Source organism: Neptunomonas sp. (assembly GCF_041601355.1).
Taxonomy (GTDB): Bacteria; Pseudomonadota; Gammaproteobacteria; order Pseudomonadales; family Balneatricaceae; genus Neptunomonas.
The window spans coordinates 14,570-31,712 of sequence record NZ_JBFIIH010000034.1 but is presented as its reverse complement, the minus strand read 5'-3'; the positions used below and the strand labels follow the sequence as shown (position 1 = coordinate 31,712).

The window sequence follows — 17,143 nt, the reverse complement described above, 5'->3', positions numbered from 1 at the left end:
GCATACAGGGTGGTAAAAGTCGCAAATAAAATACCAAAACCCAGTGAAACGGCCATCGGGATCAAAAACTGGGCCTGACTGGAGTCATCCAGCAACATCGGAGTGAGGCCTGCAAAAGTTGTTAAAGAGGTTAACAGGATCGCTCTCAAACGGGTTTTACCCGCTTCCACGATCGCATCGTTAGTTTTCATTCCCTGATTTTGCAGTTCAGTAAACTTGGCGACCAGCACCAAACTGTCATTGACGACCACACCGCACAGGGCGATTGTGCCAAACAGTGACAGGATGCCGATACTGACTCCCACAAACCAGTGTCCAAGAATACTGCCTAATATGCCGTAGGGGATGATGCTCATGATTACTAATGGCTTTGTGTAAGACTTCAAAGGGATCGCCAGTAAGGCATAGATAAATAACAACACCACAATAAAGCTTTGTGACAGTGAAGAGGTACTCTTACTTTGCTCTGATGCCTCACCTTTTAATTCAATTTTCAGATCAGGATAAGTTTGCAACAGGGTGGGTATCGCATTGGCTTGCAGCTGTTTGATTACCTCACCAGAGGAGATGACCTGTTTGTTGACACCCGCAATAACACTGGCAGCACGTAAACGGTTCAGACGATCTATTTGTGACACGCTATCGGTATAGTTAGTTTCCGCTACCACATGGAAAGGGATAAAGGCCCCATTTGTGGTATGGATCATCAGGTTATCGATATCGCTTAGATATTTACGCTCTTCTGCAAGATAGCGAACCATCACTTTTACTTCATCGTTACCCCGTTGAATACGCTGTGCCTGAGAACCATACAGCGCGGCACTCACCTGGGTCATGACATCCGTATTGGTTAGCCCCAGACTATATGCCGCCGGTTTGATCCTGATATTCAACTGCGGCTGATTAATTTTTAAATTGTCACGTATGTCCTTCACGCCTTCGATGTTTGCCATCGCTTGTTGCAGCTCACGTGAGGCTGAGGCGAGGGTGCTCATCTCCTTCGCTTTCAATTCGATCCGGATCGCTTCCGGCCCTTTTCGTGCGCCATCAAAATTCAGTACGGATACGCCTTCCAGTGTACCCACTTTTTCTCGCCAGATACTGCTTGCTTCATCGGCTGCAAATTCACGCAAGCTATCTTCAACGAGTTCACCGGTAATACTGCCGGACGTATTGTTGCTGGCGCTGACGTAGATCGCGGTTACCGGATCGACAGACATCTGGTATTTTTCTTTCAGCTCGCGATTGGTTTCAACTAAAGCCCGCTCCAGGGTATCTATAATTTCATAGGTATGGCCTTTTCCGAACGAGTCTTGTACTTCAAAGCTGCCCGTCACCACCGAGGGTTCGATATCGGGGAAGAAACTAACGCGCACCTGGCCGGTCGGTATCAGACCCACGACTAATACAAAAATAACGACTGTCCCCACCATGCTTACTCCACGGTGCTTAATAACCCAGCGAATGCTCGGTACATAAAAATCATTTATCAGTTTTTGCAGACCATCTTGAAAGATCGACTGAAAGCGACTCCAGTAGGTACGTTTTGGATTTTTCTCAATATTAGTATGCGCAAGATGGGCGGGTAGAATCAGCTTAGATTCAACCAGTGCAAAAATCAGTACCGCTACTACCACCATGGCCTGTTGGCCAAAAATATTACCCAGCCTTCCATCGATAAACATTAACGGATAGAAAGCTGCTATGGTGGTCAAGACGCCGAAGGTAGCCGGTACCGCAACTTTCATTACCCCTTTCATGGTGATTTCTATCAGGCTTTTTTTACTACCTGCGGCCACGGCGTCACGCCGGGTTGAGTACACACTTTCTGCAATCACAATGGCATCGTCTACTAAGATGCCCAGTGCAACCAGAAAACCGGAGGTGGTGAGTTCATTTAATGACAGATTAAGACCCAGCGGCCCCATCGAGATCATCGCGCCCGCAAACGCAATGGGAATGCCCACAGCAACCCATAACGCCAGAATAGGGTGAAGAAAAAGCGCCAACAAAATCCCCACCAGCAACATACCGATAAGACCGTTTTCAACCATCGTATCGAGACGGTCTTCAATAAAAACCGACTGGTCGCCCATGGTGTCCAGTGCAACGTTGGCTGGCAGGTTGCTGGTATTTGTATACTCGGTCATCACTGCTTTTGCAGCGCTCGCCGCATCGGTCAGGCTGGTGTCATCCGTTACAACGACCTTCAGCATGATGGCATTATGGCCATTAAACCGCGATATCACGGTCTGTTCAGAAAAATTGTCACTAACCTCAGCAATATCACCGAGACGTATCAGCGCTCCATCGGTGTTTGCCCGCACCACTACATCTTCAAAATCCCCTTGGTAGTAACTCTGAAAGTCACCCCTGACAGTGATATCCCCATCATTACTGGTCAGTTCGCCGCCGTACTGATTAATCGATTGTGCATTGATCTGACTGGCAATATCAGAAAGGGTCAAACCATAACGTTGTAAGACCTGCTCTGAGATTTCGACACCAATCTCTTCGGTCGGCTCTCCCGTGACATCCACCTGTTTGATGTCGCTCGCGTTGAGCAGTTCAGCACGCAGATCTTCGGCAACAAGTTTCAGCGTTTTCGTATCCGCTTCACCATAGACCGCCAGCCAGATTGCCTGAGATTCACGCGTTGCGGCTTCAACAATCGGGTTATCCGCCGCAGACGGGAAATTACTGATTGCATTGATTTGAGCTTCAATATCGTCTTTCAGGGTCTTAAGATCATAGTTATCAACACGGGTAACCGTTACTGATGCGCTACCGTTCTGAATTGTGCTGCGAACAGTATCAATACCTTGTACTTCTTCCAGCGCTTCTTCAATTTTCAGAACAACACTTTCCTCGATATCCTGAATCCCGCCACCATTCACAGAGACCGAAATTGACACCTGCTCAGGTGGAAAAGCTGGAAAGGTCTCGGTACGCAAGCTGCTCGTCGTGAAATAGCCTACGATCAGAATAATAATCATGAGCAAATTAGCGGCGACCGGATTTTTAGCAAACCAAGCTATGAAGCCTTGTTGTTGATTCATGCGCCGGCTCCTGCTGATACCGATGTGCCTTTGTTGCTTGTAATCTGGTGGTCATCAGGTGCCACCGCTTTGTTTGCAACTGCTTCGACATTAACTGCCTGACCCGGAAGGAATGCCGACTGGGGATAGCGGACAACCTGTAGATTACTGTTTACATCCTGGCCTTTGACGACAAGGTAATCATCTTTGCGGTAGGTGATATCCGCCTTAAAGCGCTGTAATAAGCCGTCTTCTACGTGCCAGATATAACCATCCCGTGACAGTGCACTGGCGGGGAGTTTTACCTGATCATCAAGGGGTTTTCCGGGAATAGAGGCTTTCACAAAGGTACCCGGCATTAAATCTTCAGCGGCATGATCACTACTGACTTCGAGTACAAGATTGCGGGTACGTTCTGTATTATCAATGTGGTATTGAAAGCGCGCTAGCTTTGCAGTCCATTGGGCGTTATTGTCCGCCGTATCAACCAAAGTAACGGGCGTATTTATTGCCTCTGTTTCACTGCCAAGTAAGGCAAATTGCTGGTCATTCAGGGCGATGTTAATCTCGACAACGTCGGTAGCGAATACTTCTGCGATAGAGGTTCCAGAACTAACATAACCTCCGGGATTGATACTCCGGGAACTAACACGGCCATTAAACGGAGCGATAATATGGGTTCTTGCCAGGTTTTTCTCTGCTTTGGTTAAGCTGGCTTTGGCTGATTTCAGAGACGCCAACGCTTGAGCCAGTTGTGGTGTCTGCAATGTTAAGTCGGAAGGCGTGCCCGATAATCCACTCAGTTCCCAGCGTTTTTTTGCCTGCTGCGTTTCAAGCTGCTGCTCCAGATAAATGACTTTTGCGGTCGCAACATCAGCCTTGGCCGTAGCCAGGTCACTTTCGTAGTCAATACTATTAATCCGGGCTAAAACATCACCTTTTTTGAAAGAGCTACCCGCTAGCAGCTTGTCGCTGACATGATCTACCCGACCACTCACTTCGGCGGTCAGTTCGGTTGTCCAACGGGCAGCAACTTCACCATAACCGCTCACAAGTGGCTGTTCTGTTTGTGTACGGGTATCCACGACGGTGACTAATAACTTATTGGCCTGTATTTTGGACTGGCGACCGACCTGTGAATTGTCTGACACCTGCTCTCGCTGTGCGCTTGTCTGCTCTGGGGCATTCTTTTCTGCCTCGTCTCTCGTATATGCTGCTTGTTCAGGTGCGGCATGCGCTGATGGACCAATGAGTTGGCCGATAAGCGGACCAAGAAAAGGAGGCAGTGACTGTGGCGGAAGTAGAAAAACTGCGCCAGCGCTGACACCTATAACAAGCAAAACGGTGTTGATAATTGATTTTTTACGTGACATAAAGCTGACCTTTAACCTCTTAAAATTTCTTTAAACACCTAAGCCCAGCGCTAAACCTAAGCTAACCCGGTTTTGCAGGCGTTGATTAACCGTATTAATCAGCGTGGATTGCTCATTAAAATAACTACGCTGATAGGTCAGCCAATCGGTAATGTCGATTAAACCATCACGATAATCCTGTTCGGCATTAGCAAGCAGCAAATGTGCTTGCGTAATCACTTCACGTTGGGCAACCTCATAGGCGTAGTAGGTTCGCTCTGTATCCAATGCTGTTTCCACTTCATTCAGCGCCGTAAGTACGGTTTCCAGATACTGGTAATAATTCTGCTCGGCCAGGTTCTGGCTCTCGGCAACCTGAGCTTTTAAGGAGCCACCGTCGAACAATGTGTAACCTATGGATGCAGCAAGGCTCCAAAGCGTATTTCCGCTAAGCAGGTTTTTCAGGGCATCAGTTGAGTTGCCCAGCTCAGTGGTTAATGAAATATTCGGCAGCTGTGCAGCTTCCTTAGCGGCAACAGTGGAGGAAGCGCTTTGTACGGAATACCAGGCGGATTGCACATCGGGGCGGCGTGCCAATATATCGGCGGGAAGCTCAGCGTCCGGGGGCCTCAGCATTATTGGCAACCTAGTGCCTACCAAATCCAGACCATCAGGGTAATTCCCTGCCAGTATCTGTAACGAACGTACCGCATTACGTTGTTGTAATTGGCTTTCGACACGGCTGGCTGTAGCACTGGCCAGATTTTGTCGTGCTTCGGTGAGCTCGTCCAGGTCAGCCGTACCTACCTGATATTGGGACATGACAACATTCAGTGTTTTCTCAAAACTGAGGTATTTATCGTCACTTAAAGCAGCCAACTGCGATTGACTAACCGCATCAATATACGCCTGCATTGTTTGAGCAGCGATTGAATCCTGTAACGACTGGTAGGTCGCCCTGGAAGCTTGAAAATCTGTGGTTACCGCATCTCGCTCAGCTGCCCAGCGGCCCCAGAGGTCAAGTTCCCAGCTTGCATCCAGAGTCAGACTGTGACTTTCAGAAATCGCGCTACCGGATTCCTGACGGTTACTACTAAGACTGCTGGAAACCTCAGGAAGAAGCGCTGCGTTGGCCTGAATCACCGTCGACGCAACGGCTGCGGTAGCTGATTTTTGTTGAAGTAGCGACAGATTTCGTTGTTGGCTCTGTTCAACCAGTTGGGTCATGGCGGCATCGTTAAACAACGCCAACAGGCTGTTGGTAAGTGTAACCGTAGGCTCTTGCGGAGAGATCCATGTCTCTTTCAGCAGCAGGTTTTCCTGGGGAAATTGTTCAAACGTTGGTGCAGTCGCAGTACAGCCCGCCAATATAATAGCGGAGCCAATAACAACGGGGCCGGTTAAAAAAGTCAGCTTCATAATCCAGTACTACTCGATAGCGTCGATAAGTGTTCAAATAATAAGCGCATGATATCTTGGCTTAGGTGAAATGAAGGTGAAGGGGCAGCATTTCCTTCTCGTATAATCACTGTCTTACAACATCTGCCAATATAATTTGCTAAGGAGAAACACATGTTGGTGTTATTGGTTGAAGACAACAGGTCCTTAGCGGCCCATATTGTTGAGTACCTGGAACTGGATGATATTGAGTGTGATTATACAGAGCGCGGTGATCACGGACTCATACTGGCTCAGCAGCAACACTTTGATATTATCGTGCTGGATATAAACTTACCCGGCATGAATGGCCTGAGTGTGTGTGAACAACTGCGGGAGAAAGGTATTCATACCCCTGTGTTAATGCTGACCGCCAGGGATTCTCTGGAGAATAAGCTGGAAGGTTTTAGCGTAGGGGCTGATGACTATCTGGTGAAGCCATTTGATCTCCCGGAACTTGTTGTCCGGATTAAGGCCCTGGCCAAGCGGGCAACACCGCAGAAACCACAGTTGCAGGTCGCTGATCTCAGGCTGGATTTATCCTTACGTGAGGCTTACCGCAAAGATCAGTTACTGACCTTACATCCAATCGGCTGGGAGTTGCTTGTGGCACTTGCCAAGGCAAGTCCGGCGCCGCTTACACGACGCGAGTTAGAGTATGTGGTCTGGCAGGACTCACCCCCGGACTCGGACGCTTTAAAGTCACATCTGTATCAACTGCGCAAAGCAGTCAATAAACCTTTTGCTACAGCGCTGTTGCATACGCTCAGAAATGTTGGCGTCGTGCTGCGGGAAGCTACCAAAGTGGATAGCCATAGTGAATAAACAATTATCTTCAAAAAGTTATAGTTTACGGTCTTTTTTACGTAACCAATTATTGCTGCTGATTAGCTTTATCATCTCTGGCTTCGCCTGCTTAATGCTTTATCTCTATATCGATGGCCTTGATATCGCAACGCGAAAAGGGCTTGTCGTTATTGGGTCTTACTATGCGCAACTTCATGATGAAGGCAAACTTGAACAAGCAAGTCTTGAAACCGAAGAGTTTTCTATCTTTGTTGGTCAGGAGAATTTACCTGCATGGATCTCTTCCAAATTTACCCAAGAGAAGTTTGCTAACTACACGTTATTTAAAAGTTATTATAACGCAGAGGAGCACCAACGCGCAGGCAAAGCACCATTACTGTTTACCGCAACTCCGATCGAAAAAGGAAAGCGACAGCTATTTGCCGTTTATCACTTTAGAGACCACCCCAATCCGGCAACTATTGCTCCGCCCCATATTTTGGAAACCGTGCTCCTGATTACCTTTGCGGTCTTTTTAGTCTTGCTTCTTGTTGTTACTTGGATGGCACGCCGTTTTAACCGCAGAGTTATTGAACCCATGGAAGCCCTGGCCGATATGGCGCACAAAGTGGATGAATCAACCCCGGGCATATCGCATCCAATATTAGATGATAGGTCAGAAATAGGTTTGGTTGCGCATGCCCTGAAGCAGGGGATGGAACGCATTCATACCTTTCACCAACGGGAGAAAACTTTTTTACAAAACGCCAGTCATGAACTGCGTACCCCTATTACGGTGGTCGGCAGTGCACTGGATATAATCGAGCGACGCTTAACTTTGGGAAAACAGGATATCAGTACCCCCCTGAAACATATTCGCCAAGCCTGCGTGAATATGAAAGAAACGACCGAAGCGCTGCTGTGGTTATCCCGTGAAGAACCTATTAGTGGTAGTTACTCTACCCGGTTACCAGAGCAAAGCCAGATAAAAGCTACCGACTTACAGGACATCCTGACCGAGCTAGTGGACCAACTGGGGTACTTGATTGAAGGCCGCGAAATCAACGTTACCATCTCGATGCACAGTCAGGATTTACACCTGCATGATCCTGCCTTGGTTCGGATTGTTATGAGTAATCTTATCCAAAACGCCTTTGAGCATACATTTGAAGGCCGGATTGATATTGATATCTACAACACCGAAATTTGTATTGCTGATACTGGCATAGGATTAATCGGGGATACTGACCCGACAAAAAGGGGTGAATCCGGAAGAGGTAGTTTCGGCTTAGGGCTGGATATTGTATCCCGCATTGCCGCTAAAAAAGGCTGGAAACTCAGTTTAGACCGCAATTCTTATGGGGGGTGTACGGCTACACTCAACTGGGAGGTAATGGATCATCGCATCACATAGCAGTATTGGATGCTTCACAAACGCTAACCTGACTTATTTACGGGAGTTCATTGCTGGAGCGATCGCGTTTGGGGCATCGTCGTGCCTGATATAGTCATTTGATCTTGAATAATTAAAGGATGAGGTGATGTCTCTGAAGCAGTTACGACACCACCTCAGGCTACCAGCCCAATGAAACGTAGCGTTGCATACCACCCTGACGGATGAGCAGCAAAACGCGTTTCCCACGGATGCTTTCCTCAACCGCGCGCTGAAACTCGTCGGCACTCTTCACAGCCTTGCGATTCACCTGCAGGATCACAGCTCCCGGCTCGATACCGGCGCGGGCGGAGATAGAACCGGGCCGCACTTGGGTCACCACAACACCCTCTCCGGGCTCGGCGTCGAACTGTTCGGCGAGTTGCCGGGTCAGCGTTTGTACCGTCAGTCCGATCTCTTCCGCGCTCTGCGCCGGGCCTTGCACGATCGGTTTGTCCTGGCTGAGCTTGCCGATAGTCACGTTCAGGATTTTTCTTTTTCCGTCTCTGAGAATAGTCAGTTGCTCCTGCATGCCGGGCGGGGTCAGCGATACCCGGTTGCGAAAGCCGCCGATGTCCTTCACCGGTTCGCCAGCAAAAGCAACAATCACATCACCCTGGTGCAGGCCCGCTTTCTGCGCTGGTGAATCCTCGCTAACCTGTGCCACCAGAATGCCCTGTCCCGACTCGATGTTAAAGGACTGGGCCAGTTCAGGGGTAAGCTGTTGGATCACAATACCCAGGTAGCCGCGCGTGACTTCCCCTTGCTCGATTAACTGGTTGGCAATCGCCTTGAGCAGATTGCTTGGAATGGCGAAACCGATGCCCATGTAGCCGCCGCTACGGCTGAAGATGGCCGTGTTCATGCCCACCACGTTACCGTCCAGATTGGCCAGCGGGCCGCCGGAGTTACCCGGGTTGATGGCCGCGTCAGTCTGAATAAAATCTTCATAGTCGTTGATGCCAACACTGGTCCGGCCCGTGGCGCTAACTACGCCGACGGTCAATGTATGACTCAGGCCAAACGGATTACCAATCGCCACCACCCACTCACCGACCTCGAGTTCAGAAGAGTCGGCCAGGGTAAGCGCGGGCAAACCGCCCGCCTTGATCTCGATGACCGCCACGTCCGATTGCGGGTCACGACCGGTGATCTTGGCGCTGTATTCGCTGCCGTCTTGAAACTGGACCCGGATCTTTTCGGCATTCTCGACAACGTGATTGTTGGTCAGAATGTAGACCTTATCGGACAACAGGCCGTCCTTGCTCAAAAACACAAACCCGGAGCCCTGTCCTAAGGATCGACGTTCGCCTTGCGGCCGGTCAGAGCGGGGTGAGCCCGGAAACTCATCCCCAAAAAAGCGTTTGAAAAAATCGTCAGCAAAAGGCCACTGATCGCCGAAAGGTGTAGGAAATTGAGTAATGCTGGTTGCCGACGCCTTGCTCTCGACCTGAATAAACACGACCGAAGGCGAAACCTGACGCGCCACCGACGCGAAAGCCTTACCGGTGCGGCGCAGATTTTCAACCCCGTCGTCAAGCGCATAGGCCGGTATGGTAATAAAGGAAACTAATACCAAAAGCAGACAGGCAAACCCTGTTTTCTTAAAATGCATAGTCGAACCTCCTTCTGAAAACCTTTTACCTTCAGGCCAGATCCCACAACTATTGGTAGATTCCATGGATTACCAAGCGCTGTCATAATGCGTGACTGGGCTCACCTTGATAGTCACCCAAACCGCTTTCACAACGAACATAAAACCGCACTCAATCAGTCGCTTTTGTGAGTAGGGCGGTTTTGTCCGTGCCGCCGTTTTGTTGAGTGCAGCGTATAAATTATTCGCCATACACCGGTTTTATCAACGTAATTGAGCAGGCCTTAATTAAATTTCAGATAGGAACGCTTGTATTTGTGCAGAAAATACCATGGCCTGAAGCCGATTTTTCACTGGAGAAAATGACTTATTGGCGACCTGGCGTCGCGACAGATCTACTGTTACGTAAATGAAGCAGTCACCTTGTTCCTTTTCCTGTCTGACTGCGGGGTCGCTTGCGACCTAACCTTCCAGGAGTTGAGCCGGGTGAGCGTTTGGGAAGGTTCGAGCCAAAGGTAATCCTACATTATGCCCAGAATTGCGTAGTTCGTGGTTGCCCGGTCTGTATTAGGGTTAGTGTTTATAACAGATCTTTTTTGACCTGCTTGATTCGCTCTTTATTGGCTTCAGTGCGATTAATTGCAGTAAGCTTGCTCGATTTTTTTACAACCACATCTTCAACGCTGAGTAATTTCTCGTGAAGTTTTTCGCTTGCAGCCAGCAGCAAAGCGTAAGATTCCTGATTAATACTGTCAGTATGATCTAAAGCGGCGATGGCTTTATCCATCAGGCTGGGGAGTAAGCATAAAAGGTTATTCTCGGTTGGCGCATCTTTGATAAGCTCTCGCTCTGCCAGCCATTCCTCGAGGCTTTGTAACTCATCTTTGGATAACTTGCTCATCACGTGGGGGGCGGCGATCTTAAGGTTCTCGTCAAAACGGACGATGACGGATTGCGTGTTATCGGAAGAAGTACGTATGCATTCGACACTGCCGTTTTTAACCTGAAATTTCATGCTGATACACTACTCCTTTTTCTGTTGTGTTTTTCTGGCGGGTGATTCCAGGAAAACAGACTTGGCGGATTGAGTAAGGCTACTTATCCATGCTTTTAAATCTTGATACCCACTGCAAAATTTTACTCCTATCGCGGGCTTTAGCAACTCAACCGGCCAGAGCCGTCACATAAATCTAACCGACGTGGTACAGCAAACCTGAGAAACTGAAGTGGGCCGAATCAGCGCTATGGCCCGTGGATACGCTGGGTTGTGTTTTTTTAACGCTGTCGACTGGACGATGAATTTGTCCTGAATTCACGCTGAGATACCTGTGTTGGAATTACGCTATTCCTTCTGTATTCCTCCTGTTATTCCCCTGATAGTGTAGTAATGATAAGGTTTGAATAATAGTTCAGCAAAGGTCATGACTATGAATAGCTGGCGTCAACGTTATATCAGTGCACCCCTCTTGCGGCGGCTTAAAAAAGTACTGCCACCGATCTCAGATACCGAGCGCGAGGCGCTGGAGGCAGGTGATGTTTGGTGGGATGCCGAACTCCTGTCCGGCAAGCCCGATTGGTCGTCGTTTCTGGCATTAGACGCGCCGGTCTTTTCCGCCGAGGAGCAGGCCTTTTTGGATGGTCCCGTCGCAGAGCTATGTAGCATGATCGACGACTGGGCCATCTCGGCCGAACATCGACGTATTCCCGAAGCTATCTGGCAGTTTTTAAAAGAGAAGCGCTTTTTTGGGATGATTATTCCCAAACAGTACGGTGGCCTGGAATTCTCTGCTTACGCACATTCCGAAGTCGTCGTGCGGATTTCCACCCGCAGTATTGCGGTAGCGGTGACAGTGATGGTCCCCAATTCTCTGGGTCCCGGCGAGCTGTTGATGGAGTTTGGTACCCAAGCGCAAAAAGATCACTACTTGCCACGCCTGGCCGATGGTCGTGAAATTCCCTGTTTTGGGCTGACCAGTCCCGAAGCCGGCTCCGATGCGGCGGCAATGGTTGATCGCGGTGAGGTATGTTATCAAGAGCACAACGGCGAGCGTGTATTGGGAATCAAACTAAACTGGCACAAACGTTACATTACACTGGGGCCCGTGGCGACCTTGTTGGGCCTGGCGTTTAAACTCTACGATCCTGATCATCTGATCAGTGACCGGGAAGAGTGGGGCATTACCGCCGCTTTAGTGTCGACTGATCTTGAGGGCATTGATATTGGCAGACGCCATTATCCTGCCATGCAGGTTTTTCAGAATGGACCCAATTGGGGTAAAGATGTCTTCATCCCCATGGATCAGGTGATTGGTGGCCAGGACGGCATTGGCCAAGGCTGGAAAATGTTAATGACCGCGTTGGCTGCAGGGCGCAGTATTTCATTACCCTCGCTCAGCGTGGGTGGCGCGATGTTGGCCGCACGAACCACCGGTGCCTATGCCCGGATTCGTGAACAGTTTGGCATTCCAGTGGGTAAGTTCGAAGGGGTGCAACAGTGCCTCGCGCAAATCGCGGCGACGGCATATGTCCTGGATGCTGCACGCAAAACCACGATGGGTGTGTTGCAGACAGGCAAGGTGCCGGTGGTTATTTCGGCCATCTTGAAGTCTCAGGCTACCTATCGACTGCGTAACACTATCAATGACGCGATGGATGTACATGGTGGTAAAACCGTATGTGATGGGCCCGCTAATTATTTGGGAAATATCTATCGTTGTATTCCTGTCGCGATTACGGTGGAGGGGGCTAATATTTTAACGCGTAACCTGATTATTTTCGGTCAGGGAGCCATCCGCTGCCACCCGTATTTGTTACAAGAGATGCAAGCCGCTGAACAGGCCGATGAAGCGGAGGCTGTGAAGCAGTTTGATAAACTATTGTTTAAACATCTGCGTTTTCAATGTGCGACCTTAGGCAGGGCGGTGCTGCATACCTGGACAGCCGGCCGGTTCGCCAGTGCACCGCCGAATGTGGGAAACCTCGCTGGTCATTATCGAAGCTTGAGTCGCTATTCGGCAGTGTTGACTCTGGTGACAGAAGTCGCGTTGGTTTCATTGGGTGGCGCATTAAAACGCAAAGAGCTGGTTTCGGCGCGCCTGGGTGATGTGTTGGGCGAGTTGTATTTGCTGAGTTGCGCCTTAAAGCGTTTCAACGATGAAGGCTGTCCCGAAGAGAGCCGCCCTTTGTTAGACTGGTGCATGCATACGGGTATCAATACTATCAGACAACGTTTGGCTGAAGTCACGGCTAATTTCCCGATCCGGCCATTAGGCTGGTTGATGCGTTTGCTGGTCATGCCTTTTGGTGCCGGTCATACACCACCTCCGGATGAACTGACCTGTCAATGTGCCGCGTTGTTACTGTCGGATTCGCCAACCCGCCGCCGATTGACCGATGCCGTATTCACCGGTAACCCCGGAGATGGAATCGATCATATCGAGCAGGCATTCATCGCTGTTATTAATACAGAAAAACTGCGCGAAAAATTAAGTGACAAACAAACCATCGAGCAGGCACTGTCAGCACAGCTGATCACAGAAGCAGAGGCTCAACTCCTGAAAGAGGCCGGGCAAGCTGTGGCGCTGGCTATCGCAGTGGATGATTTTGATGCCGACCTGAAGTAGTTAAAACAGCAGCGTGGTCTGTCAGCTTAATTGCGGGTTAACTAAGTCTCATGCTACTCCTGCACTTATTTATGGCGTTATGTGATTTAAGGATTGAGCTATTGGCAAATATATTCAGCAATATTCCATCAGAACTACCCAATGAAATATTCGAAGATATTATCATTACAGAAAAGCTGAGAGTTGAACGAATCGTATCAAAGGGGCAAACATCCCCCAATGCCGGCTGGTACGATCAAGGTGAAAATGAATGGGTTATTGTTTTATCGGGTTACGGTGTCATAGAGTATAAAAATGGTGTTAAGGTCACTCTTAGACAAGGTGATTATTTACATATCAAAGCCCATGAAAAACACCGGGTGATAGAAACATCATCTGATGAAATAACAGTATGGTTAGCTATTTTCTATTGAGGGTGTTCATCCATACAGGGATAATAAAACTGATCAAAGCATGAGTATCCGTTAATTATTCAGATTTTCACATAGGCTGCCCGGGCTTGATTAAGTATGGGTGTCACCGTTAGTAGGTTAGAGGAAACGCATGAAAAGTTTAAAAGAACAAACCATCGCTAAGATTGAAGAGTCACGACAGGCTAACCCTGCGTTTATGGAAGCCGTCGACGATATTATTCTTCAGGCTAAAGCCTTTCAGCAAGGTTCCTATGCTATTGAGCTTGGTCAGAAGGTACCTGATTTCGAACTACCGAATCAACAAGGTAAATTAACATCGTTGGTTGATTTGCTAGCAAAAGGTCCGCTGGTCGTCACATTTTATCGCGGTAGTTGGTGCCCTTACTGCAACTTACAACTCAGAGCTTTGCATGCACGATTAAGCGAAATTCATGCGCTGGGTGCCGAATTGGTAGCCATCAGTCCACAAGTGCCTGATGGGTCAATGAAAAAAAATGAAATTAGTGAAATGGATTTTCTTGTATTGTCTGATCAGGATGCAAAAGTCGCAGCACAATATGGCGTTGCCTGGAAAGTGCCCGATTATCTTGTGGAACACATGCGGGTGGATCGTCAGCTTGACCTTGATGCCATCAATAACGGCAACGGCAGTGTGTTACCAATTCCCGCCACATTTGTAATAGGGCGTGACGGGGTAGTCACCTGGCGCTATGTTGATGTTGATTATCGAACACGCTCAGAGCCGGACGATATTATCGAGGCATTGCAGAAGTTGTCATAAGGATACTGTGTGATCAACCGGCGCAACAGAGTGAATCGCATTTTGTGCGCCTAGTAGGAGGAGTTAGGTGTATTGTGAGGATCGATCTCGCCATACACCTCATCAGGATCAACATCGTTGATCAGTAAAGTTTCCCTTACTTTTTCAATGTGCTCCAGCACCGCTTCATAGCGATCACCGTATTCATATTTAGTCACTTCAATCGCTTTAGGCATATAGGTAAAAGCGATCTTGAGTGCCAGTAGGGCATCGTCGTTTATTTTATCGGTCATAGTGATCTCCGTTTTTTTGAGGTTGGAATTAGTCCGCTGGCTCTTGTCTTAGAAAGAGCATACAGGCATTTTTTATTTGGTTATTCAAAACGGTAAGTTTATCTGTATGCATAGCTGTCATGTGGTTTTACTGCCATAAGTAATTTGATGATGCCTATATAGAATACTAATTTTGCTACAAAGGTGACAGGAGTGGCGATAAACATTATTGCGAAGTTCCCCCATCCTGCTTGCGTAGAGGTGAGTATTGTCAGCAACTGAGGTATTAAAATAATCAGACTGCTATAAGTTATCAGGTTGATTCCTGGTATGGGGTGAGGTAGTCGATTAACAAGATCAGTCTTGTTAATGAAGGCTGTTGTGAGTAAAAATGCGACAAGGTAACCTATTAGCATTGAAAATATCGTCGAAATATCCGGCGGAAATGTCTTAAAAATATAGCGAAAGATAACTTCAATAAGTACTTTAACTATGTAATGGGTAGGGAGTAATTCTGTTAGGAATATAATTAACCCAAACTTTAATTTTAGCATAGTACGTTCCTTGTAATTTAACAGATCATGCTCTAACAGCTCTTCAAACCCTTTATTATGGGGAGCAATAATCGTGACATGTCACATTTTTTGCGAATCAATAAATAGGAGTGTATTGGAGTATTGCGGTACCGATAGTGGTTGCATCCATGCACTTACTATTACTTAATCCCCTTAAAATAATCATAAACCTCTGGCTTTAAAGGTCAATGATTTATCTCGGGTTTTACCGGTTTAATAAAGGGGTGGGGTTGTCGGAGGCTTTGCTAAACAAAGCTTTTACTAGGTCGAAGATTCATAAAGGCTACACAGTATTAAAGCGATATGCTTACCATATTTATTTTATTATTTAATGCCAATAATTTTTTATAGTACTCTGCCTGTGATGCGATGGATAAAAAGGATGTTTAATGAGTAATTCTCTGCTGCGATCATTCGGTCGACTGTTTCTGCTGTTTTTCTTGGTATGTGGTGGACCGCTGTTGGTGAGCGCTGATACCGCTAACACTGAGGTGTTGGGTAGTGAGGCGAATAGTCAGCCCGCTGCGTTCGAGAATACCGAGCGGGTGATTGGTGTAGATAAGCCCATCAAGGATGCACAAATACAGTCGAGAATTCAGGGGATTTTGACAACAGCTGAGAAATACACAGATTTAACGGTTGAGTCGCGACAGGGGCTGGTGTTTCTTGGCGGGCAGGCCCTTGATGAACACTTTGTCGGATGGGCAACGGATATTGCTAAAAATACCGAAGGTGTCGTCGCTGTTATTAACAATATCTCGATGGTTAATAAGAGTGTGTTGGATTTGGCTCCGCTGCGGGGCGAGCTGATTCGGCTGTGGTATTCTGCTTTGAAAGTGTTTCCCATGGTAGTGATTGGTTTAGTGGTGCTGATTATCTGCTTTATGCTGGCGCGGCCGCTGACCAGTATTTTGATGAAGCCTTTTAGTGGTGAAAATAAAAGCCAGTTGGTGCAGGTAGTTTTAAGCCGCGCCATCATGCTGTTTATTATGTTGTTTGGCTTTTATTTTTTCCTGAATATTGCCGGCTTAACACAGGTTGCTGTGGCTATTATTAGTGGTACGGGTGTTATTGGGCTGGTGGTTGGTTTTGCATTTAAAGATATTGCGGAAAACTTTATCGCCAGTTTGTTATTGAGTGTGCAGCGTCCTTTTCAGATGGGCGATGTTATCGAGATCATTGACCATAAAGGTGTTGTGCAAAAAATGACGGCACGTGCCACTACCTTAATTGATTTCGATGGTAACCATATTCAAATTCCTAATGCGACTATCTATACCAACGTGATTAAAAACTGGACGGCTAATCCATTCTCGCGGGGGAGTTTTTTGTTAGGTATCGGTTATGATGCCAGCATTCGTCAATCACAAGCACTGGCCATGCAGTTGCTCTTGCAACATGACGCGGTGCTGACAGATCCTGAGCCACAAGTCATGGTGGAATCGCTAGGCCCGGCCACAATTAATCTGCGAATCTATTATTGGGTTGATCAGCGTAAGCACAGTGGCGCTAAGGTAGGGTCTACCATGATGCGTTTGATTATGCGTGAACTGGAGCGCCATGGCATCAGTATGCCGGATGATTCGCGAGAGATTATCTTTCCAAAGGGAGTACCTGTTGTGATGCATGAAAAAGCGCTGGCGAGTGCTGATCTGGCTGGTTCTTCTGTGAGTGCCTCAGGGGTTGTATCAGACGTTGTAACTGATCGGGCGCAAATCGCAGCCGATCTTGAAATAAATGAACACGAAGATTTGAGCAGTGACACCGACGAAATACGCCAACAGGCGGCCGCTACGCGTGAACCTGAGCAAGGCAAGAATATTCTCTGATCTTGGATTAACAGACATCTTTTTAAGGGGAT

The 17,143-nt window shown here is 47.9% G+C and carries 13 protein-coding genes; 6 read left to right on the top strand and 7 right to left on the bottom strand.

From position 1 onward, the window contains the following. The 3 genes from ABY436_RS07720 to ABY436_RS07710 all read right to left on the bottom strand — a co-directional run. The coding region (locus ABY436_RS07720) for an efflux RND transporter permease subunit (protein WP_372738404.1) at nucleotides 1-3,059 on the bottom strand (3,059 nt) is incomplete at its 3' end. Beyond that, the gene (locus ABY436_RS07715; protein ID WP_372738403.1) at nucleotides 3,056-4,411 is read right to left on the bottom strand and encodes an efflux RND transporter periplasmic adaptor subunit; all 1,356 of its coding nucleotides are present in this window, start codon (nucleotides 4,409-4,411) and stop codon (nucleotides 3,056-3,058) included. The genes ABY436_RS07715 and ABY436_RS07720, both read right to left, overlap by 4 nt. A 30-nt stretch (nucleotides 4,412-4,441) precedes the next feature. Further along, nucleotides 4,442-5,809, bottom strand: a complete 1,368-nt coding sequence (locus tag ABY436_RS07710; protein ID WP_372738402.1) for an efflux transporter outer membrane subunit — start codon at nucleotides 5,807-5,809, stop codon at nucleotides 4,442-4,444. Nucleotides 5,810-5,962: 153 nt separating this feature from the next. Here ABY436_RS07710 and ABY436_RS07705 point away from each other — a divergent pair, with 153 nt between their 5' ends. Together ABY436_RS07705 and ABY436_RS07700 are read left to right on the top strand one after the other, a co-directional pair. Further along, nucleotides 5,963-6,652 (top strand): response regulator transcription factor, encoded by a 690-nt coding sequence (locus ABY436_RS07705; RefSeq protein ID WP_372738401.1) that lies wholly within the window; start codon nucleotides 5,963-5,965, stop codon nucleotides 6,650-6,652. Next, a complete protein-coding gene (locus ABY436_RS07700) occupies nucleotides 6,645-8,027 on the top strand; it encodes a sensor histidine kinase (protein ID WP_372738400.1) in 1,383 nt (460 codons plus the stop codon). The genes ABY436_RS07705 and ABY436_RS07700 overlap by 8 nt, the downstream gene beginning before the upstream one ends. 160 nt (nucleotides 8,028-8,187) lie before the next feature. Here the strand turns inward: ABY436_RS07700 and ABY436_RS07695 are convergent, their stop codons facing one another. Further along, nucleotides 8,188-9,660, bottom strand: a complete 1,473-nt coding sequence (locus ABY436_RS07695) for a DegQ family serine endoprotease (RefSeq protein ID WP_372738399.1) — start codon at nucleotides 9,658-9,660, stop codon at nucleotides 8,188-8,190. A gap of 559 nt (nucleotides 9,661-10,219) precedes the next feature. Next, nucleotides 10,220-10,654, bottom strand: a complete 435-nt coding sequence (locus tag ABY436_RS07690; protein WP_372738398.1) for a hypothetical protein — start codon at nucleotides 10,652-10,654, stop codon at nucleotides 10,220-10,222. A 412-nt stretch (nucleotides 10,655-11,066) separates the two neighbouring features. Here ABY436_RS07690 and ABY436_RS07685 point away from each other — a divergent pair, with 412 nt between their 5' ends. The 3 genes from ABY436_RS07685 (at nucleotide 11,067) to ABY436_RS07675 (ending at nucleotide 14,456) form a co-directional block, all read left to right on the top strand. Further along, complete coding sequence (locus ABY436_RS07685) at nucleotides 11,067-13,262, top strand: acyl-CoA dehydrogenase (RefSeq protein WP_372738397.1); 2,196 nt, start codon at nucleotides 11,067-11,069, stop codon at nucleotides 13,260-13,262. Nucleotides 13,263-13,333: 71 nt separating this feature from the next. Beyond that, the gene (locus tag ABY436_RS07680) at nucleotides 13,334-13,675 is read left to right on the top strand and encodes a cupin domain-containing protein (protein ID WP_372738396.1); all 342 of its coding nucleotides are present in this window, start codon (nucleotides 13,334-13,336) and stop codon (nucleotides 13,673-13,675) included. A gap of 130 nt (nucleotides 13,676-13,805) precedes the next feature. Then, nucleotides 13,806-14,456 carry a peroxiredoxin-like family protein gene (locus ABY436_RS07675; protein WP_372738395.1) on the top strand — a complete coding sequence of 217 codons (651 nt, stop codon included), beginning with the start codon at nucleotides 13,806-13,808 and terminating at the stop codon, nucleotides 14,454-14,456. A 50-nt stretch (nucleotides 14,457-14,506) separates the two neighbouring features. Here ABY436_RS07675 and ABY436_RS07670 read toward each other — a convergent pair whose 3' ends face one another. Both ABY436_RS07670 and ABY436_RS07665 read right to left on the bottom strand, forming a co-directional pair. Continuing rightward, entirely contained in the window at nucleotides 14,507-14,728 is a 222-nt protein-coding gene (locus ABY436_RS07670; protein WP_090725499.1) for a penicillin-binding protein, read from the bottom strand. 98 nt (nucleotides 14,729-14,826) lie between these two features. Next, on the bottom strand, nucleotides 14,827-15,261 hold the full coding sequence (locus ABY436_RS07665) for a hypothetical protein (protein WP_372738394.1): 435 nt from the start codon (nucleotides 15,259-15,261) through the stop codon (nucleotides 14,827-14,829). A gap of 410 nt (nucleotides 15,262-15,671) precedes the next feature. On the opposite strand from ABY436_RS07665, the gene ABY436_RS07660 reads away from it, so the two are divergent. Then, nucleotides 15,672-17,111 carry a mechanosensitive ion channel domain-containing protein gene (locus ABY436_RS07660; protein WP_372738393.1) on the top strand — a complete coding sequence of 480 codons (1,440 nt, stop codon included), beginning with the start codon at nucleotides 15,672-15,674 and terminating at the stop codon, nucleotides 17,109-17,111. The last annotated feature ends 32 nt before the right edge of the window (nucleotides 17,112-17,143 follow it).